This is a genomic window from Chryseobacterium sp. BGA-UO-ETr-SB22 (genome assembly GCF_059567885.1).
In genome coordinates this window covers 2473773-2496389 of record NZ_JCAQOV010000005.1, presented here as the reverse complement: position 1 = coordinate 2496389, position 22617 = coordinate 2473773, and the positions used below count along the sequence as shown (strand labels likewise).

The window sequence follows — 22617 nt, the reverse complement described above, 5'->3', positions numbered from 1 at the left end:
GCACAGGATTTCAGTTCACTGTAATTTAGCATCAAAATTAAAAGACATGGACAATAGAATATTAGGTCTGCATCATATTACTGCAATAGCAGACAATGCCAAAAGAAATTTAGATTTTTATACTCAGGTTTTAGGAGTAAGACTGGTGAAAAAAACAGTGAATTTTGACGATCCGGGAACGTACCATTTCTATTTTGGAAATGAAAACGGAACACCGGGAACCATTCTTACGTTCTTTCCATGGGAAGGAATCGGTAAAGGAAACAACGGAAGCGGAATGGCGACCCACATTGGATATTCAGTGCCTAAAGGAAGCCTTGAATTCTGGAAAAACCGTTTACAAAACTTTAATGTAAACGTAGAAGAAGGGGAAGTGTTTGGAGAAAAAATGATTTCTTTCAAAGATCCGGACGGCCTTCAGTTACAGTTTATAGAACCATCTGGTGATGACAGCAGAAAAGTATGGACAACTGATGATATCAAGGATGAATATGCATTGAAAGGGTTTCATAATGTCACTTTAACCTTACAAAAAGCAGATCCTACGATCAAAGTTCTAACTGATGTTTTAGGTTACGATTTGCAGAAACAGGAAGGTGAAAGATACAGGTTCTCCACTGATGCCATTGATACAGCTAATCTTATAGATATTATTGAAAATGGTACAATTCCTGCCGGAAGAAATGCTGCCGGGACCAATCACCATATTGCTTTCAGGGTAAAAGATGACAATGTTCTGATGGAATATCGTGAGAAAGTATTATCTGCAGGACTGAGCATTACTCCGAAGATCAACAGAGACTATTTCTACTCCTTATATTTCCGTGAGCCGGGTGGTGTTCTATTTGAAATTGCAACCGACAATCCGGGATTTACTGTGGATGAACCTTTGAATGAGTTGGGAACAAATCTTAAGCTTCCTGCGCAGTATGAAGGAATGCGTGATAAAATAGAAAAAGCACTTCCGAACTTATCATAGATCATCGGCCAATACTGATAAAGATGCTAATTTTGAATCAAGAATTAAAAACAAAAAAATGGAAAGAACAGAAATAGTTTTAGAAGGAAGAAAAGGAGAAATCCAGCTTTTCTCAGACGATAACAAAGCAGGTAAAATGGATATTTCAGTTATTGGAAAAAAACTGACGGTCTATCATACTGAAGTGAATACTGAATATGAAGGAAAAGGCTTCGCTAAAATTTTATTAGAAAGATTGGTTTCCTATGCAAGAGAAAACGATTTGAAAATTGCACCATTGTGTCCGTATGTTCACGCACAGTTCAAACGTCATCCGGAAGAGTACAATGATGTGTGGATGAAGGAAGAACTCTAAAGAAATAGAAGTTTGAATATCAGAAAGTGGAAGTGTTTGAGAGTGTAAAGGCAAATAAGCTTATTGTAAATTTGTCTTTACTTCTTTTTACGATTTCCTCTTTACTTTCTCCATCTTTTTAACTTATCACAACAATTTTATTAACAACAATCAACACAATGAAACTTATCACAGGACTGCACCATGTTACGGCAATTACCGGAAATGCACAGGAAAATATAGACTTTTATACCGGAGTTTTAGGACTTCGATTGGTCAAAAAAACGGTCAATTTTGATTACTCAGATGTTTATCATTTTTATTTCGGAGACGAATATGGAACACCGGGAACAATCATGACTACTTTTCCGTATGGTAAGGATCTGATCAATGGCAGACATGGTAAAGGAATGCTCAACACCACTGCATTTTCAGTTTCTATAGATGCACTGGATTATTGGACGAACCGCCTGGAACAGTTTAATATTCCTTTCAAACAGCCGCAGCAAAGATTTTCTGAGGAAGTTTTTATTTATCTTGAAGATTTTGACGGGTTGGGTCTGGAGTTGGTTTTTAATGATAAGGACGAAAGAAAAGGATATTACAATGGCTATATTCCTAAAGATTATGCCATAAAAGGAATTCATCACGTAGAAATCTGGCAGGATGCTTATGAAAGAACAGCGGCTCTTCTGACGACTCAGATGGATCATAAAGTGATTAAGGAAACTCCTGACAGACTGAGATTGGGAACAGAGAATATGCCGGGGAAATATGTAGATCTGCTTTCTACGCCTAGTGCATTGAAAGGATTGGCAGGAAGAGGTACCGTTCATCATGTGGCTTTTGCTACTCCGGATGCTGCATCTCAGCTTGAAATGGTAAAGCGGTTAAATGCCTATGGATTGGAACATACTGAAGTAAAGGACAGAAAATATTTTACCTCAGTCTATTTTAAAGAGCCAGGTGGAGTTTTGTTTGAAATTGCCACTTCCGGTCCTGGGTTCGATGTAGATGAAGAAGCTGCATTTTTAGGAGAAGATTTGCAGTTGCCGCCGCAGTTTGAAAAAAGGAGAGAACGATTGATAGAAGTTCTTCCCGTAATTAATTATCCAACAGAAAAATACAGATAGAAATAATGAGTCATATTTTAAATATAAAAACAGCAGGAATACCATTAAAACAAGCAGAGAAAGCTTTGATAATGATTCATGGACGTGGAGGAAGCGCTCAGGATATTCTGAGTTTATCTCAACATTTGAATGTAAAAGATTATGCTTTATTAGCACCACAGGCTTTGAATCATACCTGGTATCCTTTTTCATTTATAGCACCAGTAGAACAAAATGAGCCATGGTTGTCATCAGCCATTGAAATGGTTGAAGAAACAGTAAAAGCCGCTGTAGATGCAGGAATTAAACCAGAAAATATATACTTTTTTGGATTTTCACAAGGTGCTTGTCTTACTCTGGAATTTTTGGCCCGTAATGCGCAAAAATTCGGTGGAGCAGCTGCCATTATTGGCGGGGTAATAGGAGATAAGATCAATCGTGAAAACTATAAAGGAGACTTTGCCGGAACCCCTGTTTTTCTGGGAACCAGCAATCCTGATCTTCATGTTCCTATAGAAAGAGTATATGCTACAGCCAATATTTTAAGAGAAATGAATGCTGAGGTAACAGAAAAAGTGTACGCCAATTTCGGACACTCTATTAATGAAGAAGAAATGGAATTGGCCAACTCAATACTATTTAAATAAGTACTTTTACATTGAATTATTTTTAAAGATCCTTTAAGTGTTTAAGTAATGGTGAGATCCCTACGGAATGACAAATATTGCGCTTTATCTATCCGTACACTTTGTCATTCCGTAGGAATCTAATCAAGAATCAAGAATCATTCAGTAAAGGTAGGCTTCAGCCCGCCTTACAATAAATAATTAAACCATGGGCTTTAGCCAAAACCTATATAATCCAGAATCTAAATTCTAACTTAAAAAACTATGCACGAACAACTACTTTTAATACTGGGACTTTTATTACTCGTTATGATGCTGGTCATGCTGGCACAACGGATTAAGATTGCTTATCCTATCTTTCTGGTGCTTGCCGGATTAGGAATTAGCTTTATTCCGGGAGTTCCTGTTTTAAAGCTGGATCCTGAAATTATATTTTTAATCTTTTTACCTCCTCTTTTATATGAAGCAGCGTGGTATACTTCATGGAATGATTTCTGGAAATGGAAACGTCCCATCAGTCTGCTGGCTTTTGGGTTGGTATTTTTGACCTCGCTGGTAGTTGCTTATACTTCACAGATGCTGATTCCGGGGTTTACTTTGGCATTGGGCTTTTTATTGGGAGGAATAGTTTCACCACCGGATGCAGTTGCTGCCACGACAGTTTTAAAAGGATTAAAAGTTCCAAAACGTACTCTTGCTATACTGGAAGGGGAAAGCCTGATCAATGATGCTTCTTCACTGATTGTTTTCAGATTTGCGCTGGCTGCAGTAATGACAGGAGCTTTCTCAATGCATGAAGCAACCGGGCAGTTTTTTCTGGTAGCAGGAATGGGAGTTGTTGTTGGAATTATCGGAGCTCATATTTTTTATGCAATTCACCGTTTTTTACCCACTACACCCGCCATTGATGCTGCAATTACAGTAATTACGCCTTATATTCTGTTTCTTTCTGCAGAACATTTTCATTTTTCGGGAGTCATGGCTGTAGTGAGTGGAGGTTTATTTATGTCTTTCCGTGCTCATGAAATTTTTAAAACAGGAACTACAAGAATCAATATGACAGGAGTCTGGAATACCCTGATCTTTGTAATGAACGCTTTGGTTTTTGTATTAATTGGTCTTGAACTTCCGGATATTATCAATGGATTGGGCGAAGTTTCATTAATGGAAGGAATAAAATATGGTTTAATTATAAGTTTAATCGTTATTGCAGTACGTATGTTATGGATTTATCCTGTGGCTCATATTCCAAGATGGCTTAGTAAAAAAGCCCGCCGTGATCCGAGTCCGGGATGGAAAAACCCATTAATTATAGGATGGGCAGGAATGAGAGGTGTAGTTTCTTTGGCCACAGCGCTGTCTATTCCGGTAATGATGAATACTCAGGCCGAATTTCCCATGAGAAACCTGATCATTTTTATCACATTTGTAGTCATTTTTGTGACATTGGTATTTCAGGGATTGACGCTGCCTCTTATTATTAAGCTTACTAAAATAGAAGAGATTGATCCTATTTTGCCATCCCATGAACAGCAGGCAGGTATCCAGATCAGACTAGATAATCTGGCGGTAAACAGATTAAATGAAAAATACGAATCTAGTTTACAATCCAACAGTCTGGTGGAAAACTTTAAAAATACGATTGAAAATGATATCTCTCTTCATCAGAGTCATTTAAGTTCTTTAGAAATGTGCTCCAACAGGCAGAATGATCTTAAAGAATATCATCAGATTATACTCGATATTTTTGCATTACAGAGAAAGGAATTATTTAAAATGAAACGTGAAAAATTATTCAGTGATGATGAGATTAGAAAAGCAGAATCTCAGCTGGATTTGAATGAACTGAAAATAACAGGGAATAAACATTTGTAGGATGGATGCGGGTTTCGGGATACGAAATTCGGGTTAGAGAGGGTATGAGCTGTGACAGATTGTATAAGATATGTGTTTTTTACTCAACCGTTTCTTACCTTAATCACAACATAAATATTGAATAAAATGAAAACATTACATTTTTTAGTCATAGGAAAGAATCAGGAAATTCTCGATACTTTAAAAAGAATTATAGAAAATAACGAAGGTTGGACTGCCGAAATACAAAGTGATGAAAATTTCTGCTACGAATATATAAAAGAGAATACAGTAGATATTGTGCTTTTAAGCTCCGGACTGGAGGAGGATTTTGAAAAAGATATTAAAATATTTTGTGCCGGATTAGATAAAGATGTTAAAGTAATTGATCATTATGGAGGAGGAAGCGGACTTTTAAAGAACGAAGTTTACAGTCTTTTTCCTAATTTGCAGGGATAAACCTGACATTATGTTTGAAAATATCATCAAAAATATTACACGATTTATCTCAACCACTCCCGAAGAACAAAAAATATTTACAGATTTGCTGGTATGCCAGTCATTTCCTAAGAAGACCGTTTTACTGAGAGAAGGAGAGATATGCCAGTTTGAAGGTTATATTCACAAAGGATGTATAAGGATGTATTGTTTGGATGATGCTGGTACTGAAGTTACGCTGCTGTTTGCCATTGAAGACTGGTGGATCAGTGATATTGCCTCATTTCAGGAGCAGAAACCTTCAAAAGTTTATATTGAAACCCTGGAAGATTCAGAAATCTATATGCTGAATCCTGCAACCAAAGAAAAACTGCTGCAGGAAATTCCGAAACTCGAAAGAGTTTTCAGAATGCTGGTTCAGAGAAATCTGGCAACACTGCAGAGCCGTTTGGTAAATACCATTTCCAAGACCGCATCAGACAGATACCTTGAATTTATCAAAGTATATCCTTCAATCCCGCAAAGAGTAGCACAGTATTACATTGCTTCCTATCTTGGGGTTTCAAAAGAGTTTGTAAGCACCATCAGAAATCGTCTTGCTTCAAAGGAGAAATAAAGCTTTCAAAAAAGGAGAAATAAAGCTTTCAAATTTAAAGAACCCTTTCCTTTATTTTATCAACTCAATAATCAATACTGATAAGAAATAGCGAGATTCCTACGGAATGACAAACTGTATGGAGAGAGAAAGCGTACTATTTGTCATTCCGTAGGAATCTAAACATATATATTCTTTACATACTCTAGTTTATTGGTAAAACTATACAAGACAAGAAAGAACAGGCTACTTATATCTCATTTATTTATAATCATACTGCCGGATACAAAACGTATCCGGCATTTTTTTTTTGCTGTAAACTCATTTATTAAACTAGTTAAATGTGCAGGGTTTCCGGTCTCTCTACATTTGTCCTATCAAACAAGAACAAATAACAATCTGATATGGACAGAAAAGATTTTTTAAAGAAAGGATTATTGGGAACAGGAATGTTTGTAGCATCAGCTTCTCTGGCGAATACTATGAAAAATGAGATTGATGAGATCGAACCATTAGAACCAATTGGATACAATCATCTTCCCAATACAGAATCAAAAATAAAAGAAAACTCTGTCATCCACAGAGCAGATTCAAGAGGAAAAGCAGACCACGGATGGCTGTTGAGCCAGCACACTTTCAGTTTTGCAAACTATTTCAACCCTGAAAGAATGCACTTCGGAGTATTAAGAGTCCTGAATGATGATAAAGTGGAAGCAGGAAGAGGTTTCGGAACCCATCCTCACGACAATATGGAGATCATCAGTATTCCTTTGGAAGGCGATCTTGAACACAAGGACAGTATGGGAAATACAGCCATTATCAAAAGCGGTGACATTCAGGTGATGAGCGCAGGAACAGGAATCATGCACAGCGAATTCAATAAAAACAGTGATCAGCTTGTAAAATTCCTTCAAATCTGGATCTATCCGAAAAAGAGAAATGTTACGCCAAGATATGATCAGATCACTTTAGACAAAACGAAAGGACACAATCAATTTCAACAGATCCTTTCTCCTAATGCAGATGACGAAGGAGTGTGGATTCATCAGGATGCCTGGTTTCATCTGGGAACTTTTGATCAGAATACGGAAGCACCTTATCAAATCAGAAAAAAAGGAAACGGAATTTATGTTTTCATTTTGAAAGGAAGCGCAGAAATAGGCGGAGAGACTTTGGAAGAACGTGATGGATTCGGAGTCTGGGACATTCAGAATATCAATATCAAAGCACTAAAAGAAGGTACAGAAATCCTTGTAATGGACGTACCAATGACACTATAATAAAAATTAAACAGAAAATAACAACCCTTAAATTAAATCATTATGAAAAAATTAATCCTATCATTTGCAGCTGGCTTATTATCCTTAACTGCATCAGCTCAAAACCCTGGAAAATCATTATTAAATCCTACCAATCATGCGGTAATACTTGTAGACCATGAAGGACAGATGGCTTTTGCAACAAAAAGCATCAGCATGGAAGAATTAAGAAACAATGTGGCACTTGTAGCAGGAGGATCAAAGATTTTTAATGTTCCTACAGTGGTAACAACGGTGGCAGAAAAATCATTCAGCGGGCCTGTTTTTCCTGAAATTTTAGAAGTATATCCTCAAGCAACAAGCGGATATGTGGACAGAACAACGATGAATACATGGGAAGATGTTAATGCTCACAAAGCCATTACAGGGAAAAATAAAAAGAAACTGGTTTTTGCAGGATTATGGACAAGCGTATGTATCGTAGGGCCTGTATTATCAGCAATTGATGAAGGGTATGATGTATATGTGGTAACAGATGCTTCAGGTGATATTTCTAAAGAAGCTCATGATCAGTCAATCACCCGTATGGTTCAGGCTGGGGCACATCCTATTACTTCTGTTCAGTATGTATTGGAACTTCAGAGAGACTGGGCAAGAAAAGAAACTTACAAACCTGTGAATGATCTGATGAAAAAACACGGTGGAGCTTACGGTATCGGAATTCAGTACGCTCAGGAAATGTTAAAACACTAATGGTCTGTTTCGGCAGGCTGAAAGCCTGCCGAAACCTTCAAACTAAAATATTGAAATAATGAAATTACTGAATACACTTATCTTTTCTGCGGTTTTAGGAACGGGAATACTACATGCTCAGAAAGCAGACATGATCATTACTAATGGGAAGATCACCACAATGGATGATAAGAATCCCGAAGTACAGGCTGTCGCTATAAAAGACCATAAAATCTTACAAACCGGAACGAACGCTCAGATTTTAAAACTAAAAAACAGCAATACCAAAGTCATTGATGCCAAAGGAAACAGAGTGATTCCTGGATTGTTTGACAGCCATTTGCATGTAATTCGTGGAGGTAGATTTTACAATACGGAACTTCGCTGGGATGGAGTAAAATCCTTAAAAAGAGCCCTTGAAATGCTGAAAGAACAGGCAGAGAGAACCCCAAAAGGACAATGGGTAAGAGTAATAGGAGGCTGGAATGAATATCAGTTTGAAGAAAAGCGACTTCCTACACTGACTGAAATTAATGAAGCAACAGGAAATGTACCCACTTTCGTCATGTATCTTTATGGAAAAGCATGGTTGAACAAAGCCGGATTACAGGAACTGAATATCAACGGAGATACTCCAAACCCAGCACAAGGATTGATAGAGAAAGACAACAACGGAAATCCTACAGGTTTACTGGTGGCAGAACCCAATGCTTTCATCCTTTATTCAACATTGGCAAAATTGCCGGAGTTGAAAGAAGAAGAAAAAGTAAATTCTACCCTTCAGTATATGACCGAACTGAACAGATTGGGAGTAACCGCTGTAATGGATGCAGGAGGAGGATTCCAGAATTTTCCTGATGACTATGGAACAACAGATAAGTTGAACAAAGAAGGGAAAATTACCGTTCGTTTACCTTACTATTTATTTGCCCAGAAGAAAGGCTCTGAGCTTGCAGATTACACTAAATGGATCGGGATGGTAGAGATTGACGATCATGGCCACAACGATTTCAACGAAATAGATTATCATGTCAACGGAGGAGGAGAAAACCTGGTATCTGATGGAGCGGATTTTGAAAACTTCCTTTTCCCAAGACCGGAACTTCCTGCAACCATGGAAAAAAATATGAAAGAAGTAGTAAGTCTTTTGGTTAAAAATAAATGGCCTTTCAGAATTCACGCAACCTATAACGAAAGTATCACAAGATTTTTAAATGTCATTGAAGAAGTGAACAAAGAAACTCCTTTGAACGGATTAGTCTGGTTTATTGATCATGCCGAAACCGTTACCGAAGACAATATGAAAAGAATCAAAGCAATGGGCGGCGGAATTGCCATACAGCACAGAATGGCTTATCAGGGTGAGAGTTTCATCCACAGATATGGTAAAAAACCAGCTTTAGCTTCTCCACCGGTGAAAAAAATGCTCGAAATGGGAATTCCCGTAGGATTGGGAACAGACGGAACCAGAGTAGCCAGCTACAACCCATGGGTTGCTTTATATTGGATTACTACAGGAAAAACAATCGGAGGAAATCAGGTAATGGGCAAAGAAAATACATTGGACAGGAAAATAGCCTTATCACTTTCTACCTATGGCGGATATGAATTAATAAAAGACTATCAGAAAGGAAAAATACAAAAAGGATATTTTGCAGACCTTACCATTTTAGACAAAGATTATTTCACAGTCAATGACGAAGAAATCAAGAACATTACTTCAAAACTGACGATTGTAGACGGAAAAGTAGTGTATGGAGACGACACTTACAAAACCGATGCTCCGGCACCTCTTCCTGTTATCCCGGGCTGGTCACCGGTAAAATATTACGGAGGCTATCAAACCAAATAATGTAAACCACAAAAGCCACAAATATTTCAACTGAAAGAGCAAAAATTACCCTCCTCCGGAGAGGTGGCAAAAATTCAAAGAATTTTTGACGGGGTGGCCCTACACGCAAAACCATCAGTAGTATAAAATATTCACAATCATCTGTGCCCATCCGTGTAATCTGCGGTTAAACAAAATTTTCTCAATCAAACTCACTCTTAAAAATTCCATTTAGATCATGAAAAAGCTAATCCACATCATAACCAATACCAATCCGTCAGGAAAATTAACAGACATGGCACTTTTAGTTTTCAGAGTCTTACTTTCTGCAGAATTAATCGTAGCTCACGGATTAAAAAAATTAGGAGTAGGTGTTTCAGAAGCAGAGCAGGTTCCAAACCCATTGCATCTTCCGGAAGCCTTCAACAGTCTTTTTGCAGATGCTGCCAACCTGGTATTTCCGGTGTTTGTGATCTTTGGATTTTTCACAAGAATTGCAGTATTGCCTATTTTGGCGGTGACCCTTACGGGATACTTTATCCTGCATTGGAATGATGCATTACTGGTGAAAGACACTCCTTTTATGTACAGCTTATGTTACCTGTTTTTACTGTTTATGGGGGCTGGGAAATACTCAGTGGATAATTTTTTAACCAAGAAATGATCATGAAAAAACTGATTGCCATTGCACTTTTGCTGCAAATTTTCATTCCAGCTCAGCTTTCTGCACAGTTCAAACTGATGAGGTTTGATGAGGATTATTCCACGTATAAAGACTCTGCAAAGACTTTTTATAATTCCATAAAATATATCCCTATTACGGAAAATAATAAGAACTATTTGTCGGTAGGGGGAGAAGCAAGACTGGAATTTGTAGATTTTAACAATGAAGATTGGGGAAGATCAGGAATTGGAAGCAATCCTTTTCTCATTCAAAGGTATAATATGCATGCAGATTTGCATTTAGGTTCACGGGTAAGAATTTTCGGACAGGTGAGAAGTGCTTGGGAAAACGGAAGGAAGAACGGACCGAGACCTATTGATGAAGACCATTTGAATATTCAGAATCTTTTCATTGATGTAGATATCCTGAAAAATGAGAAAGAAAAACTAACGGTGCGTGCCGGAAGACAGGAACTGGATTATGGAAGCGGAAGACTGATCTCCGTGAGAGAAGGTCCGAATTTAAGACTCTATTTTGACGGATTAAAATTCATGTACAAAAGAGAAAATTTCAGATCCGATGCCTTTATGATGGCCGCCAGTGAAATCAGTCCCGGAGCATTCGATAATAAATCTTCAAAATCAATTAACCTTTGGGGAAGTTACAACACGCTGATTATTCCAAGAAGTGGAAATCTAGAGTTGTATTATTTAGGAATTCACAGGAAAGATGTACGTTTTGAAGATGGAGTTTCAGATGAAAACAGACACACTTTAGGAGGGAGATTCTGGAGATATGGTGGTGGTTTTATCTACAATTTTGAAGCAGCCTATCAGTTTGGAAACTTCAATAAAGGGAATATCAGCGCATGGACGGCTTCTGCAGACATCGGATATATGTTCGAAAATGTAAAGGGAAAACCAACCATCAACCTTAGAAACGATTATATCTCAGGAGACAGCAATAAAGGAGACGGAAAGCTGGGAACATTCAACCCTTTGTATCCGAAAGGAGGATATTTTGGATTTAATCCTCAGATCGGACCTGTGAATCTGATTGATATTCATCCCTATGCAACTGTAGATTTGAGTGAAAAAATAACTGTTCAGGCAGATGTCGTTTTCAACTGGAGATATTCTACCCAGGACGGAATTTACAGACCCAGTGGAACATTGAACCTGCCATCTTCCAACTCAACAAAGAGATATATCGGAACCGCTTTCTTAGGAAGCTTTAATTATAAAATCAATAAATTCTTAACCTTTAATACAGGAATACAATATTTCAACACAGGCGCTTTCATCAACGATGTGATCGACAACCACAAAGATGGACTCTTTATCAACTCCAGAATTGTATTTAAATTTTAACAGATAAATTTTATAAAGATCAAAACCCGTAACCCGTATCCTGAACCCCGAAAACTCGCATCCCGAACCCCGCAACAAAAATTACCCCACATCAATGCACCTATCCATCACAGAAACTACCTTTGAAAAAACAAGAAATAGCCGGAGCAACGCGACTTGCGCCTTACAAAATAAAGTATGTAAAAACCTTGCGCCTTTGCGTTACCCAACAAACAACATTTACAACTCGCATCCCGAAACTCATAACAAATAACAAAAAATAAATCTCATGAAAAATACACTAAAAAATAGCTTAAGACACTCATTAGTAATCACAGCTTTAGCTTTCTCTACGCTAAGTTTTGCACAAACCACTACTACAGCATCTGCAAAGACAACTGCCATCGGAACCTCTAAAACATGGGGAACTGTAGACGGAATTTCCATGGTAGGATTGGTACAGGGACCTTCCTCCGCTGATGCCCAGCTTCAGGTAGCCTGTGTTTTTGAATATACAGAAGGAGACATCTTCAATGCTCAGGCTTTACCCGCAAAACTGAATGGCTTGGTTCATTTAGATGAGGCGTTAAAGGGTGAACTGACCAATATCAGAAAAGCAGGACAGTTTCAGGGACATTCTTTAGAAACCATTTTAATTACACCACCTGCCGGATCTATGTCTGCAAAGAAATTATTGTTAATCGGTTTGGGCGACCGTAACAAATTTACCCCTGACTTAATGACTTCCGTAGGAGAAGTGGCTGCCCGCGAAGCGATGAGATTAGGCGTTACCAATTTTGCCTTCGCCAGTGATCTGAAAGATGCAGGTATAGATTCTCCAACCGCTTTGATAGCAGGAAACGTGGTAAGAGGAATTGTACACGCCAACCGTTCTGAAAATTACCTGAAAGAACACAAACTATCCACCACAAAAAAATTAGAAAAAGTATATCTTCTGGCTGGTCCTGCCTTCTTTGAAACCGCAGGCGGCGGAATTGCCGATGCCATTTCAGAAGTCCAAAAGAAATAATGAACCTAGTTTCATTACTATTGTTGATTCGGCCTCCTTTTTTAAGGGGGCTTTTTGTTATATTTACTTTTAAGAAAATAATATGGGATTAGGACTTGAAATAAGTTTTGTGTTTGATAAAGAGGAACCTTTATGGCAATATCTGAACCTGAGAGATCAATACCGTTTTGATGGAAGAGACGGTTTAAATCTGGTTATGACCGGTGATGGCCTGGAAGATGATGACAGATTATTGTGTCAAATAGAAAGAGTCTTGCATATAGACTTGAAAATATTGGATTTCTGGAATTTTTATGAAGAATATATTGATATGGAGATTTTAAAATCTAATCTGATACAACTGAATGATGCATTGAAAAACCAACCCGATTTTTATAAAAAGATAGCGTATGGACATGATATTGAAGACGGTTACCTGAGGAAGAAGTTTGCTGAAGATGTAAATTTTCTTATTGAAAGGCTGGATTTGAATATAATAAATGGGGCAGAAAAAGTAATGTTTGTCAGCTCGTAATTATTAATATTGCTGGTAGGTTTAGAATACTCGTGTCTATAAATTATCAAAGATCAACACCGAACTAAATTAGCAAAATCCAAAAAAAATCCCGATTTTTGCCCTCTTCAATAAACCCCCGAGTTCATGAAATTATGTATTGCCGAGAAACCCAGTGTTGCCAGAGATATCGCCAAAGTATTGGGCGCTACCATGCCTAAACAGGGCTATATGGAAGGGAACGGCTATTGCGTGACATGGACGTTCGGACACCTTTGTACCCTGAAAGAACCTCACGACTACGGTCCACAGTTCAAATCCTGGAATCTTTTTTCACTGCCCATTATTCCCAACAGTTTTGGAATCAAGCTGATCCCGAATAAAGGCGTTGAAAATCAGTTTAAAGTGATTGAAAGATTAGTCGAAGAATGTGATGAGGTCATCAACTGTGGGGATGCCGGGCAGGAGGGAGAACTCATTCAGCGTTGGGTATTGCAGAAAGCAAAATGTAATAAACCTATCCAGCGTTTATGGATTTCTTCATTGACGGAAGATGCTATTAAAGAAGGTTTTGCAAGTTTAAAACCTGCAGAAGATTATAAAAACCTATATCTGGCGGGAAATGCCAGAGCGATAGGAGACTGGTTATTGGGAATCAATGCGACCAGACTTTTCACCAAAAAATTTGGTGGCAATAAGGCCGTTCTTTCCATTGGAAGAGTGCAGACTCCTACATTGGCCATGCTGGTGCAGCGTCAGAAAGAAATTGATGCCTTTACTACAGAAGAATATTGGGAGCTGAAAACCAAATACCGTGACGTTATTTTCAATGCAGCGATTGATCGTTTAAAAACATTGGAACGTGCAGAAAAAGGACTGGAATATCTTAAAGTCAATCCATTTGAGATCGTTTCTTTCGAAATTAAAGAAGGAAAAGAAAAAAATCCACGACTTTTTGATTTGACCGGACTTCAGGTGGAAGCCAACAAAAAATACGGATATTCAGCAGAAAATACGTTGAACTATATCCAAAGCCTTTATGAAAAAAAGCATGTAACCTATCCGCGTGTTGATACCACCTATCTATCCGAAAGTTTATATCCGAAAATAACAGGGATTCTTCAGAAAATGTATCCATATCAGGATCTGATTGCTCCGTTACTGGAAGCTCCGATTCCAAAATCAAAAACCGTTTTCGACGATACCAAAGTAACCGATCACCATGCGATCATTCCTACGGAAATTCCACCTTCTCAAAATTTGAGCAGGGAAGAAAAACTGATCTATGATCTGATTGCAAAGCGTTTTATAGCGGTATTCTATCCTGAATGTAAAATCTCCAATACGTTGGTAGAAGGGAAAGTAGGAACCATTCCATTCAAAACCAGCGGAAGACAGGTGCTTGAAGCAGGATGGAGAGCGGTTTATGCTAAAGAACCTAAAGAAGAAACCACAGATAAGGACAAAGAAAAAGAGGAAGAACAAACCATTCCTGAATTTATTGTAGGAGAAACCGGACCTCACGATCCAAAGATTCACCAGGGGAAAACTACGCCTCCAAAACCTTACACGGAAGCAACCTTGCTGAGAGCGATGGAAACGGCCGGAAAACAGGTGGAAGATGAAGAATTGCGTGAAATGCTGAAGAACAACGGGATCGGAAGACCATCCACCCGTGCCAACATCATTGAAACCCTTTTCAAAAGAAAATACATCGAGAAAAAAAGGAAAAACCTCATCGCTACCCAAACCGGAATTCAGTTGATCGACACCATCGAAGACGAACTTTTAAAAAGTCCGGAACTGACTGGTGAATGGGAATCAAAACTTCGTAGAATAGAAAAAGGTGAGTATGAAGCTAATCTTTTCAAAGAAGAACTGATCCAAATGGTGACAGAGCTTACCGAAAAAGTAGTGTACGGAAAAGGAAAAGTGATTACCCTGCAGGAAGAGGAAAAAGAAGAAGTAAAGGAGAAGAAAAAAAGAGAACCTGCACAGAAAAAAGAACTTCAGTCCTGGGAAGAAACAAAATGTCCGAAATGTAAAGAACACAACCTGATCAAAGGAAAAACAGCGGTAGGATGTTCCGATTTCAAAAACTGCGGTTTTAAAATTACCTTTGAAATTTTCGGTAAAAAATTATCAGATAAACAGCTTTTAGACCTTGTTTTAAAAGGGAAGACTTCAAAATTAAAAGGCTTTACCACTCATCCGGAAGCTATAGCAGAAGGTGTTTTGACTTTGAGCGATGACTTTCAGACACAACTTAGCTAGTTAAATATCATCATTGAGTGGAGAATACGGGATTCGAACCCGTGACCTTTTGACTGCCAGTCAAACGCGGTAGCATTCAATGTACGCTATATGAACATTGTTCTTCAAAGAAATAAAATAACGGCTGAAACTTTATACAGACAGCCGATACAATTTTAGATAGTATTGAATCTGGATCTTCGAATAATTTTAAATTTTATCGGATATAAAATCTTTGCGCCTTAAAAACAGACAACTTGGGAACAACTTGCGCCTTTGCGTTTTCCAACAATCTTCCGGTTTTTCATTTATACCGAGATTCTACGGAATAACAATTACAACGCTTAGTTTGTCCATACAGTTTGTCATTCCGTAGGAATCCACCCTTATTTTACAGACCTTCACAATCTTCATCATAATACAAATGCCTCAGCTGAAGCACAAAAATTCCCCTCTTTTGGAGGGGGGGCGAAAATTCAGAGAATTTTTAACGGCGTGGGTTTACTGTTTTTCTAAATACACTATCATCCTGAAATTTCCACATTCTCTTTTTTCTGCTTCATAAACTGAAAGATTGATCCAGCTACAAAAAGCAGGAAAATAACAAGCAGGGTCTGACCAATGATGGGATCATTGATGTCTTTAGCTAAAGGATGTCCGATGGGAACCCTTGTAAAAGTCTCATTAATTGTTGGAACAAGAGACAGAAAAAAGCTGAATGACAGCAAAAAATTCTCAAAATATCTGGCTTTCCTGTTTTCCTTTTTGCTCGAGAAAAGAAAGTAAGCAACAGAGATCAAAACGACTATAAACAGAGAGAAGACATGCCCGGCATTGAAACCTCCTGCTTTTGAGATTCCCAAGGCTGAAAGTGACGTAATGAGCGTAGCGTAAAAGTAGACCTTTCCGGATAGATGAGCTAGGTTAATCTTACCATATTTGATAAATCCGATTATTGCGCCGGCAAGGGCACTGATACCAATAATGGTATGGAAAATTCCTAAAATTGATAGATGCATATTGATAGTATTTTAAATTTATACTCATTCAGTTTCTTATTCTTTTTTGCTTTTCACGGCATCTGAAGAGGAAAGTTATTCCCTGAAACTGTTGGTACAAATTTGCGATAGAAACATAGAAATAGTTTTGTGATTTCGTTCAATAATTTGATATTTTGGTTCAAAAAAAGCACTTCTTATTGAAATAAGAAATGCAGGTGTAATTTGTATAAAATAGTTTTCCAATTATCTTTCTTTCCGTTCCTGACGATAGCCTGAAGGGGAAATATGAAATTTGTCGCTGAAATTTTTTGTAAAAGTCGCCAGATCATTAAATCCGCAGTCAAAAGCGATATCAGTAATCCGTTCATCTGATATTAAAAGCAGTTCGGCGGCCTTTTCCAGTTTTTTGTTTCTTATATAATTGGCGGGAGTATCATTATAGAGTTTTGCGAATTCTCTTTTGAAGGATGATATACTCAGATTACTTTGTTCTGCAAGCTGTTCAATGGTAAGCTGCGAAAATAAGTTGGCTTCAATAATTTGCTTAAAAGTATAGGTGGTAGGAGAGAAAAGTTGTGACAAAATCAATTGAATGGTATTCGCATTCTGTGATTGAGCCAGCAATAACATGATCTCTTTTAGCTTAAGAATTAATATATCTTCATTAATGAGAGAAGGATTTTCAAAGTAAAAAAGAAGCCCTTCTACATATTTTTGAATCAGAAAATCATTACTTATTTTCTCACTGGATTGATTTGAAACCATGTTTACAGGCCTTTGCAGTAAGGAAGGTAATTCTCTGTCGTAAATTCTTTTCAGGATATCGGGGTAGAAGGTCACAATGACGACCTGGCAGTTACTTTCTACATTTGAATTCTGAATATGCTTTCCAGAACTGATACAGTTCAGAAACAGGGAATAGTGGGCAGGAACATCAAATTCATGTTCATCTGTTTTATATTGAAACTCTCCTTTGATTACATACAGAAAACAGGCTTGCTCCGAAACCGGAAAATCATATCTGAATGGCCCTGTCATATCAATTTTTTGGATCAGAGTCTTTCCAAACAATTCGTGTTTTTTGTAATCATTCAGCATAATAGAAGAGATTTGTTTTGAAATGAATCACGGGAAATTTAAATAATTTTTTCTTTACAATAGCAAACTGTATTCTATTTTATGTTGGATGAAACATCTACACTTCTGCATTCTTCTTTCTCATTCATATTTTTAATGAATAAAAGTATACCGTTCCGCATATCCGCATACTTTGTCATTCCGTAGGAATCCAGCCATATACTTTTCATACCTTTTATTCTAATAAAAATATCTCAACTGAAGACGTGAAAATTCTCTTCCTCCGGACGGGGTGGTTTACCGGAACAATTTCTCATACCAGCCACCTACATCATTTTTAATCTCCTCATGATGCTGGTATAGAATTACTGCCAGTTCCAGTTCAGACCTTTCAGATTGATAAGGATTTACCGTAAAAAAGCCAAAGAAGTTTCCATCCTGATCAACGATTTTCAGAGGATAAGCCCCATACGCATTCCATGGAGAGTAGGTGCTGTGGGTACTTCCATAATTTCCATACCTATTCCAGATAGATTTTGAACTGAATGCATTTCCGTAATCACTAAACTTATTCCATATCGAAGTCTTATCAAAATTATCGCAGTTTAAGCATCCCAGATATTGATTCTGATCTGCACCGCCATACAAATGCAGAGTCTGCGCCTGAAAACTGAAGCCTGCAACTAAACCTAAAAATTGGAAAAAACTTTTTAAACCCATGATAAAGCTTTCCTGCAAAGCTAATCTTTTGAACTGAAAAATTTTAATTATTGCTGAACAAACCACACACCAAGCCTTACAGGTTTCCAATACCTATAAGGTTTAAATATTCACATAGAGATCAAGTAGCAGCATAAGTTGATATCAGTATCCTCAAAGCTACCTGCGGCTGGAAATTTTTAATCTTTAAATTCTTTAATCTTTAAATCAATTTCTACCTTTACATGCAAATTCAAAAAATAATGACACCAGAGAAAAAGAAACTCATTACAGACAGCTTCGGCCGCTCGGAAACACTACAGTTTTATAAAGCAGAACTGTTGGAAGTAGAAACCGATTTTATATCCATGAAGATTCCTAAAATGGAAATGATGACCAGAAAAGCAGGAATGTTCAACGGAGCTATGATTGCGTCTCTGGTAGATGTTTCTTCTGGATATGCAGCAGTAAGTCATTACCCAGAAGACTGTTATGTGGTAACAGTTGAATTGAAAGTAAATTATCTTCGTCCTGCCATGGGTGATGCGTTGGTTTCCAAATCCTATGTAATCAAAGGCGGAGGGAAAATCATTGTGGTGAGAACGGAAATTTATGTTCGGAATGAAGGTTCCGACTCAGAAAGTCACGTGGCCACCTCATTGGTCACCATGATGAAAATAAAATAACCGACTAAGGGAAATAAGAGACAAAATATTCTTTAAATAAAGGGTTTCACGGAATTCTTTTTTTCGAAATGGAATGGCTTTTGCTCCATACACCCCATAAACATTAAAAAATAACTCAATGAACTTAATTATCCGATTACTTGTAACAGCGATAGTAGCCTATCTTTTGACCAAAATCTTACCGGGAGTACATTTTGAAACGTTTTCTTCAGCCATTATCTTTGCTATTGTGCTTGGGGTTCTCAACATATTTGTAAAGCCGATTTTAAGCCTGTTTGGTCTGCCGTTAACGATCCTTACGTTAGGATTCTTTGCATTGGTAATCAACGCCGGAATTATCCTGATTGCAGACTATTTCATAGATAGTATGATGGTAGAAGGCTTCTGGTGGGCATTTATCTTCAGTATCCTGCTGTCAATAGTGACATCTCTGGCAAATTCAATGTTCTCAGATGGAGATTAATTAAAATAATAGATCACAATAAAAAATATCCGCTCAATTTTGAGCGGATTTTTTTATTTCTTAATGAATTTTACTACAACTAAATCACCTTGCTGGTCTTTCATTCTTAGAAAATAATTCCCTGAAATAAGATGGCTGATTGTAATTTCTTTGGTGAATTGATCCTGTAAAAGTACTTTACCACTTGAATCTATAATCTCATACTGCTGGAATTGTCGATCTGTATTTATTTTTAAAATATCTGAAACCGGATTCGGATATACCTTGATCAAAACAGTCTTATTCTTTGACATGGTTTCATGGCTTGTCAAAAATAAACATGAAGGTGGAGTTGTGATAATACCATTTGTAAAGTCATAGTATAATGTACTTCCTGCCGGAATAAGATTCGAACTTATGGTTTGAGGAATATTTTCAAAAAGAGTGCAGTTATTAAAACGAAGGTTGGCATTTTCAAACTCTCCGGTAGTCTTGTACCATGATTCGCAGCCTGCAGCCTGCATTGTTATTCCCGGCCAGAATGTATCCATAGCAAATCCGTTGACTGCATTAGGGTTAACCCTATCCACCATTACACAGCTTCCTCCCGTCCATGTAGAAGGCGCTTTAAAATAAATAACAGCAGAAGGAATAGTTCCGGTGTAATATTTTTTACTGATAACAACAGAAGGATTTCCCTGCCCGTTCACCAAAAATGCTTTGATTTCTTTATTATGATCAATAAGAATTTGCACACTGCTGGCAGCTGAGCTTGAACTTAGTGTCGGGGTGCTTCCATCAGTTGTGTAATAAATAGTTCCGATTCCGTTAATAGTGACCTGATAAGGATTATCATAATGACTTGCAAAAGGGCTCATCGTTAGCTGAGAAAAAAAGAATGATGATACAAGAAATGACGAAATAAGTAGAAACTTTTTCATGGAAGATGGATATTAGTTTGTTTTTTATAAAATTAATACAATTTACCTATTAATAAATAACTTACTTTAAACTTTAGAAAACTTAAATGTTAATTCTTTCGTTCATCTTTATTTTAAATATTAACTTTGGCAATCTTTGAGTTTAATAAAAGGAGGGTACGAAATCGGCAGGATTCTGTACATCCGTTAAAAATGAATATCGATATATGAAACTTAAGTACAGTCTGCTGGCCTTGGCAGCTCCGCTTTTAATGAATGCACAACAAGTAATGACACCTGAAATTCTTTGGACTTTGAAAAAAGTTGGAGTACAGGCTGTTTCACCGGATCAGGGTTCTCTTATCTATAAAGTAGGACAGGTAGATCTGAAAACAGAGAAAACAAAAAACGAGAACTATTTTCTGAATGTTCTTAATAATCAGTCTTCCAAAATTGATCTCGGTAAAAAAGCCCTTATTCAATGGGATAAAAACGGGATCTATGCTCAGGAAGGCGATAAAATCTATCTTTCTAAAGATGCAGGGAAAATCTGGACAGAATTTTATACCATCGGTGAAGTTGATAATGTTGTCATTTCTCCGGACGGGAAGAAAATTGCTTTCAGCAAGCAGGTATTGGTAGAAAAAGTAATGGGGAAAGATAAATTCGCTGATACTCCTAAAACTACGGCTCAGGTGTACACAGATCTGAACCACAGACACTGGGATTATTTCAATGAAGGAAAATACAACCATGTATTTGTAGTAAATACTTCTGATAAAGCAGAATCAGCTAAAGACCTGCTGGAAGGGAAAATGTGGGATTCTCCTCAGAGACCTTTCGGGGGTGCTGAAGACTTTATCTGGAGTTCAGATTCTGCACAGCTTTTATATGTTACAAAACCTAAAAGTGGAAAAGACTATTCTACAAGTACCAATACAGATATTTTTGCTTACGATTTAGCATCAGGTACAACCAAAAACCTTACGGAATCCAACAAAGGATATGATGTAAATCCTAAATTCAGTCCGGATGGAAAATCTCTGATCTGGCAGAGTATGGCCAGAGACGGGTATGAAGCAGATAAGAATGATGTGAAAATCATGGATTGGAAGTCTGGGAAGACAACTAATCTGACTTCAGGCTGGGACGAAAGTGTTTCTGGAGATGTACTTTGGGGAGCAGATTCAAAAACAATCTACTTTACAGCAGCATTCAGAGGAACGAAACAGCTTTTTGCCCTTGATTCAAAATCAGCAAAAGTACAGCAGATTACAAAAGGAGATTTTGACGTCAACGAAATCTTTACAGACAATAAAACTTCACTTTTAGTAGGAAGAACAGACGTAAACCACGCAACAGAACTTTTCTCTGTAAACGTTAAAAACGGAGAAATGAAGCAGGTGACTGAAGCCAACAAAGAAACTTATGCTAAGCTGGCTCAGGGGAAATCTGAACTTAAAATGGTAAAAACTTCAGACGGTAAAGAAATGGGCGTGTGGTTTCATTACCCACCAAACTTTGACCCGAACAAAAAATATCCTACTTTGGTATACTGTCAGGGTGGTCCGCAGTCTGCGCTTACTCAGTTTTTTAGTGTAAGATGGAACTTTGCCCTGATGACAGCCAACGATTATATTGTGGTAGCACCAAACAGAAGAGGTATGCCGGGCTGGGGAACAAAATGGAATGAAGAAATTTCAAGAGACTGGGGCGGACAGCCGATGAGAGATTATCTGGCAGCAACAGATTTTGCAAAAACGTTACCATACGTAGACGGTGACAGAGTAGCAGCTGTAGGAGCGAGCTACGGAGGATACAGCGTATTTATGTTGGCCGGAATTCATGAAAACAGATTCAAAACGTTCATCGCTCATGATGGATTATTTGATATGAAATCTTGGTATCTGACAACAGAAGAACTTTGGTTTGCAAACTGGGATCTTGGTTCACCATGGGAAAAGCCACAACCAAAAGCATATACAGAATTCAACCCAAGCAATTTTGTAGATAAATGGAACAAACCAATTATGATCGTTCAGGGAGGAATTGATTTCCGTGTTCCTTACGAGCAGGGTCAGGAAGCGTTCCAGGCTGCAAAATTAAGAGGATTAAAATCTAAACTGGTTTACTTCCCGAACGAAAACCACTGGGTACTTCATCCACAAAACGGATTGGTATGGCAGAGAGAATTTTTCGATTGGCTGAAGGAAACTTTATAAGATCAATAAGAATAAAATATC

23 protein-coding genes and 1 tRNA gene are annotated in these 22617 nt (G+C 37.7%); 18 read left to right on the top strand and 6 right to left on the bottom strand.

Annotated features, from left to right (window positions below; all coding sequences use genetic code 11):
* The first annotated feature begins 46 nt into the window (after positions 1-46).
* From AC57AW_RS18635 to AC57AW_RS18565, 15 genes are all read left to right on the top strand, one after another.
* Positions 47-979: a ring-cleaving dioxygenase gene (locus AC57AW_RS18635; RefSeq protein WP_496353085.1), complete on the top strand. Its 933-nt coding sequence runs from the start codon at positions 47-49 to the stop codon at positions 977-979.
* Between the two features lie 58 nt (positions 980-1037).
* Positions 1038-1334: a GNAT family N-acetyltransferase gene (locus AC57AW_RS18630; protein WP_496353084.1), complete on the top strand. Its 297-nt coding sequence runs from the start codon at positions 1038-1040 to the stop codon at positions 1332-1334.
* Between the two features lie 158 nt (positions 1335-1492).
* A complete protein-coding gene (locus tag AC57AW_RS18625) occupies positions 1493-2446 on the top strand; it encodes a ring-cleaving dioxygenase (RefSeq protein ID WP_496353083.1) in 954 nt (317 codons plus the stop codon).
* 5 nt (positions 2447-2451) lie between these two features.
* The gene (locus AC57AW_RS18620) at positions 2452-3072 is read left to right on the top strand and encodes an alpha/beta hydrolase (RefSeq protein ID WP_496353082.1); all 621 of its coding nucleotides are present in this window, start codon (positions 2452-2454) and stop codon (positions 3070-3072) included.
* A gap of 243 nt (positions 3073-3315) precedes the next feature.
* Positions 3316-4926 carry a Na+/H+ antiporter gene (locus tag AC57AW_RS18615; protein ID WP_496353081.1) on the top strand — a complete coding sequence of 537 codons (1611 nt, stop codon included), beginning with the start codon at positions 3316-3318 and terminating at the stop codon, positions 4924-4926.
* 126 nt (positions 4927-5052) lie between these two features.
* Entirely contained in the window at positions 5053-5364 is a 312-nt protein-coding gene (locus AC57AW_RS18610; RefSeq protein WP_496353080.1) for a hypothetical protein, read from the top strand.
* Between the two features lie 10 nt (positions 5365-5374).
* Positions 5375-5959, top strand: a complete 585-nt coding sequence (locus AC57AW_RS18605; RefSeq protein ID WP_496353079.1) for a Crp/Fnr family transcriptional regulator — start codon at positions 5375-5377, stop codon at positions 5957-5959.
* Positions 5960-6342: 383 nt separating this feature from the next.
* Entirely contained in the window at positions 6343-7218 is an 876-nt protein-coding gene (locus tag AC57AW_RS18600) for a pirin family protein (protein WP_496353078.1), read from the top strand.
* Positions 7219-7260: 42 nt separating this feature from the next.
* On the top strand, positions 7261-7950 hold the full coding sequence (locus AC57AW_RS18595; RefSeq protein WP_496353077.1) for a hydrolase: 690 nt from the start codon (positions 7261-7263) through the stop codon (positions 7948-7950).
* A gap of 58 nt (positions 7951-8008) precedes the next feature.
* Positions 8009-9781, top strand: coding sequence for an amidohydrolase (locus AC57AW_RS18590; protein ID WP_496353076.1), 1773 nt, complete (start codon positions 8009-8011; stop codon positions 9779-9781).
* A gap of 217 nt (positions 9782-9998) precedes the next feature.
* The gene (locus AC57AW_RS18585) at positions 9999-10424 is read left to right on the top strand and encodes a DoxX family protein (RefSeq protein WP_318848814.1); all 426 of its coding nucleotides are present in this window, start codon (positions 9999-10001) and stop codon (positions 10422-10424) included.
* Positions 10425-10426: 2 nt separating this feature from the next.
* Positions 10427-11794, top strand: coding sequence for an alginate export family protein (locus AC57AW_RS18580; RefSeq protein ID WP_496353075.1), 1368 nt, complete (start codon positions 10427-10429; stop codon positions 11792-11794).
* A 268-nt stretch (positions 11795-12062) separates the two neighbouring features.
* Positions 12063-12803 (top strand): M17 family peptidase N-terminal domain-containing protein, encoded by a 741-nt coding sequence (locus AC57AW_RS18575; protein ID WP_496353074.1) that lies wholly within the window; start codon positions 12063-12065, stop codon positions 12801-12803.
* 82 nt (positions 12804-12885) lie between these two features.
* Entirely contained in the window at positions 12886-13317 is a 432-nt protein-coding gene (locus AC57AW_RS18570) for a hypothetical protein (RefSeq protein ID WP_496353073.1), read from the top strand.
* A 126-nt stretch (positions 13318-13443) separates the two neighbouring features.
* Complete coding sequence (locus AC57AW_RS18565; RefSeq protein ID WP_496353072.1) at positions 13444-15570, top strand: type IA DNA topoisomerase; 2127 nt, start codon at positions 13444-13446, stop codon at positions 15568-15570.
* Positions 15571-15588: 18 nt separating this feature from the next.
* On the opposite strand, the gene AC57AW_RS18560 is transcribed toward AC57AW_RS18565, so the two are convergent.
* From AC57AW_RS18560 to AC57AW_RS18540, 5 genes are all read right to left on the bottom strand, one after another.
* A tRNA-Ala gene (locus AC57AW_RS18560) sits at positions 15589-15658 on the bottom strand.
* Positions 15659-16073: 415 nt separating this feature from the next.
* Positions 16074-16568 (bottom strand): hypothetical protein, encoded by a 495-nt coding sequence (locus AC57AW_RS18555; protein WP_496353071.1) that lies wholly within the window; start codon positions 16566-16568, stop codon positions 16074-16076.
* Between the two features lie 225 nt (positions 16569-16793).
* Positions 16794-17648 (bottom strand): helix-turn-helix domain-containing protein, encoded by an 855-nt coding sequence (locus tag AC57AW_RS18550; protein ID WP_496353069.1) that lies wholly within the window; start codon positions 17646-17648, stop codon positions 16794-16796.
* 74 nt (positions 17649-17722) lie between these two features.
* Complete coding sequence (locus AC57AW_RS18545; RefSeq protein WP_496353068.1) at positions 17723-17857, bottom strand: hypothetical protein; 135 nt, start codon at positions 17855-17857, stop codon at positions 17723-17725.
* A gap of 67 nt (positions 17858-17924) precedes the next feature.
* Positions 17925-18347 (bottom strand): hypothetical protein, encoded by a 423-nt coding sequence (locus AC57AW_RS18540; RefSeq protein ID WP_496353067.1) that lies wholly within the window; start codon positions 18345-18347, stop codon positions 17925-17927.
* A 242-nt stretch (positions 18348-18589) separates the two neighbouring features.
* Between AC57AW_RS18540 and AC57AW_RS18535 the strand changes: the two genes are divergently transcribed.
* The gene (locus AC57AW_RS18535) at positions 18590-19012 is read left to right on the top strand and encodes a PaaI family thioesterase (RefSeq protein WP_496353066.1); all 423 of its coding nucleotides are present in this window, start codon (positions 18590-18592) and stop codon (positions 19010-19012) included.
* A gap of 118 nt (positions 19013-19130) precedes the next feature.
* On the top strand, positions 19131-19475 hold the full coding sequence (locus AC57AW_RS18530; RefSeq protein ID WP_496353065.1) for a phage holin family protein: 345 nt from the start codon (positions 19131-19133) through the stop codon (positions 19473-19475).
* 53 nt (positions 19476-19528) lie between these two features.
* Here AC57AW_RS18530 and AC57AW_RS18525 read toward each other — a convergent pair whose 3' ends face one another.
* Positions 19529-20395, bottom strand: coding sequence for a T9SS type A sorting domain-containing protein (locus AC57AW_RS18525; protein ID WP_496353064.1), 867 nt, complete (start codon positions 20393-20395; stop codon positions 19529-19531).
* Between the two features lie 206 nt (positions 20396-20601).
* On the opposite strand from AC57AW_RS18525, the gene AC57AW_RS18520 reads away from it, so the two are divergent.
* Positions 20602-22596, top strand: a complete 1995-nt coding sequence (locus AC57AW_RS18520) for a S9 family peptidase (RefSeq protein WP_496353063.1) — start codon at positions 20602-20604, stop codon at positions 22594-22596.
* The last annotated feature ends 21 nt before the right edge of the window (positions 22597-22617 follow it).

Bases quoted from the DNA above. Each gene is read 5' to 3' on its own strand.
- AC57AW_RS18565 (WP_496353072.1), top strand. From the start codon at position 13,444: ATGAAATTATGTATTGCCGAGAAACCCAGTGTTGCCAGAGATATCGCC.
- AC57AW_RS18615 (WP_496353081.1), top strand. From the start codon at position 3,316: ATGCACGAACAACTACTTTTAATACTGGGACTTTTATTACTCGTTATG.
- AC57AW_RS18555 (WP_496353071.1), bottom strand. From the start codon at position 16,568: ATGCATCTATCAATTTTAGGAATTTTCCATACCATTATTGGTATCAGT.
- AC57AW_RS18550 (WP_496353069.1), bottom strand. From the start codon at position 17,648: ATGCTGAATGATTACAAAAAACACGAATTGTTTGGAAAGACTCTGATC.
- AC57AW_RS18535 (WP_496353066.1), top strand. From the start codon at position 18,590: ATGACACCAGAGAAAAAGAAACTCATTACAGACAGCTTCGGCCGCTCG.
- AC57AW_RS18590 (WP_496353076.1), top strand. From the start codon at position 8,009: ATGAAATTACTGAATACACTTATCTTTTCTGCGGTTTTAGGAACGGGA.
- AC57AW_RS18575 (WP_496353074.1), top strand. From the start codon at position 12,063: ATGAAAAATACACTAAAAAATAGCTTAAGACACTCATTAGTAATCACA.
- AC57AW_RS18635 (WP_496353085.1), top strand. From the start codon at position 47: ATGGACAATAGAATATTAGGTCTGCATCATATTACTGCAATAGCAGAC.
- AC57AW_RS18525 (WP_496353064.1), bottom strand. From the start codon at position 20,395: ATGAAAAAGTTTCTACTTATTTCGTCATTTCTTGTATCATCATTCTTT.
- AC57AW_RS18540 (WP_496353067.1), bottom strand. From the start codon at position 18,347: ATGGGTTTAAAAAGTTTTTTCCAATTTTTAGGTTTAGTTGCAGGCTTC.
- AC57AW_RS18580 (WP_496353075.1), top strand. From the start codon at position 10,427: ATGAAAAAACTGATTGCCATTGCACTTTTGCTGCAAATTTTCATTCCA.
- AC57AW_RS18530 (WP_496353065.1), top strand. From the start codon at position 19,131: ATGAACTTAATTATCCGATTACTTGTAACAGCGATAGTAGCCTATCTT.
- AC57AW_RS18570 (WP_496353073.1), top strand. From the start codon at position 12,886: ATGGGATTAGGACTTGAAATAAGTTTTGTGTTTGATAAAGAGGAACCT.
- AC57AW_RS18520 (WP_496353063.1), top strand. From the start codon at position 20,602: ATGAAACTTAAGTACAGTCTGCTGGCCTTGGCAGCTCCGCTTTTAATG.
- AC57AW_RS18605 (WP_496353079.1), top strand. From the start codon at position 5,375: ATGTTTGAAAATATCATCAAAAATATTACACGATTTATCTCAACCACT.
- AC57AW_RS18600 (WP_496353078.1), top strand. From the start codon at position 6,343: ATGGACAGAAAAGATTTTTTAAAGAAAGGATTATTGGGAACAGGAATG.
- AC57AW_RS18585 (WP_318848814.1), top strand. From the start codon at position 9,999: ATGAAAAAGCTAATCCACATCATAACCAATACCAATCCGTCAGGAAAA.
- AC57AW_RS18595 (WP_496353077.1), top strand. From the start codon at position 7,261: ATGAAAAAATTAATCCTATCATTTGCAGCTGGCTTATTATCCTTAACT.
- AC57AW_RS18625 (WP_496353083.1), top strand. From the start codon at position 1,493: ATGAAACTTATCACAGGACTGCACCATGTTACGGCAATTACCGGAAAT.
- AC57AW_RS18620 (WP_496353082.1), top strand. From the start codon at position 2,452: ATGAGTCATATTTTAAATATAAAAACAGCAGGAATACCATTAAAACAA.
- AC57AW_RS18630 (WP_496353084.1), top strand. From the start codon at position 1,038: ATGGAAAGAACAGAAATAGTTTTAGAAGGAAGAAAAGGAGAAATCCAG.
- AC57AW_RS18545 (WP_496353068.1), bottom strand. From the start codon at position 17,857: ATGAAAAGTATATGGCTGGATTCCTACGGAATGACAAAGTATGCGGAT.
- AC57AW_RS18610 (WP_496353080.1), top strand. From the start codon at position 5,053: ATGAAAACATTACATTTTTTAGTCATAGGAAAGAATCAGGAAATTCTC.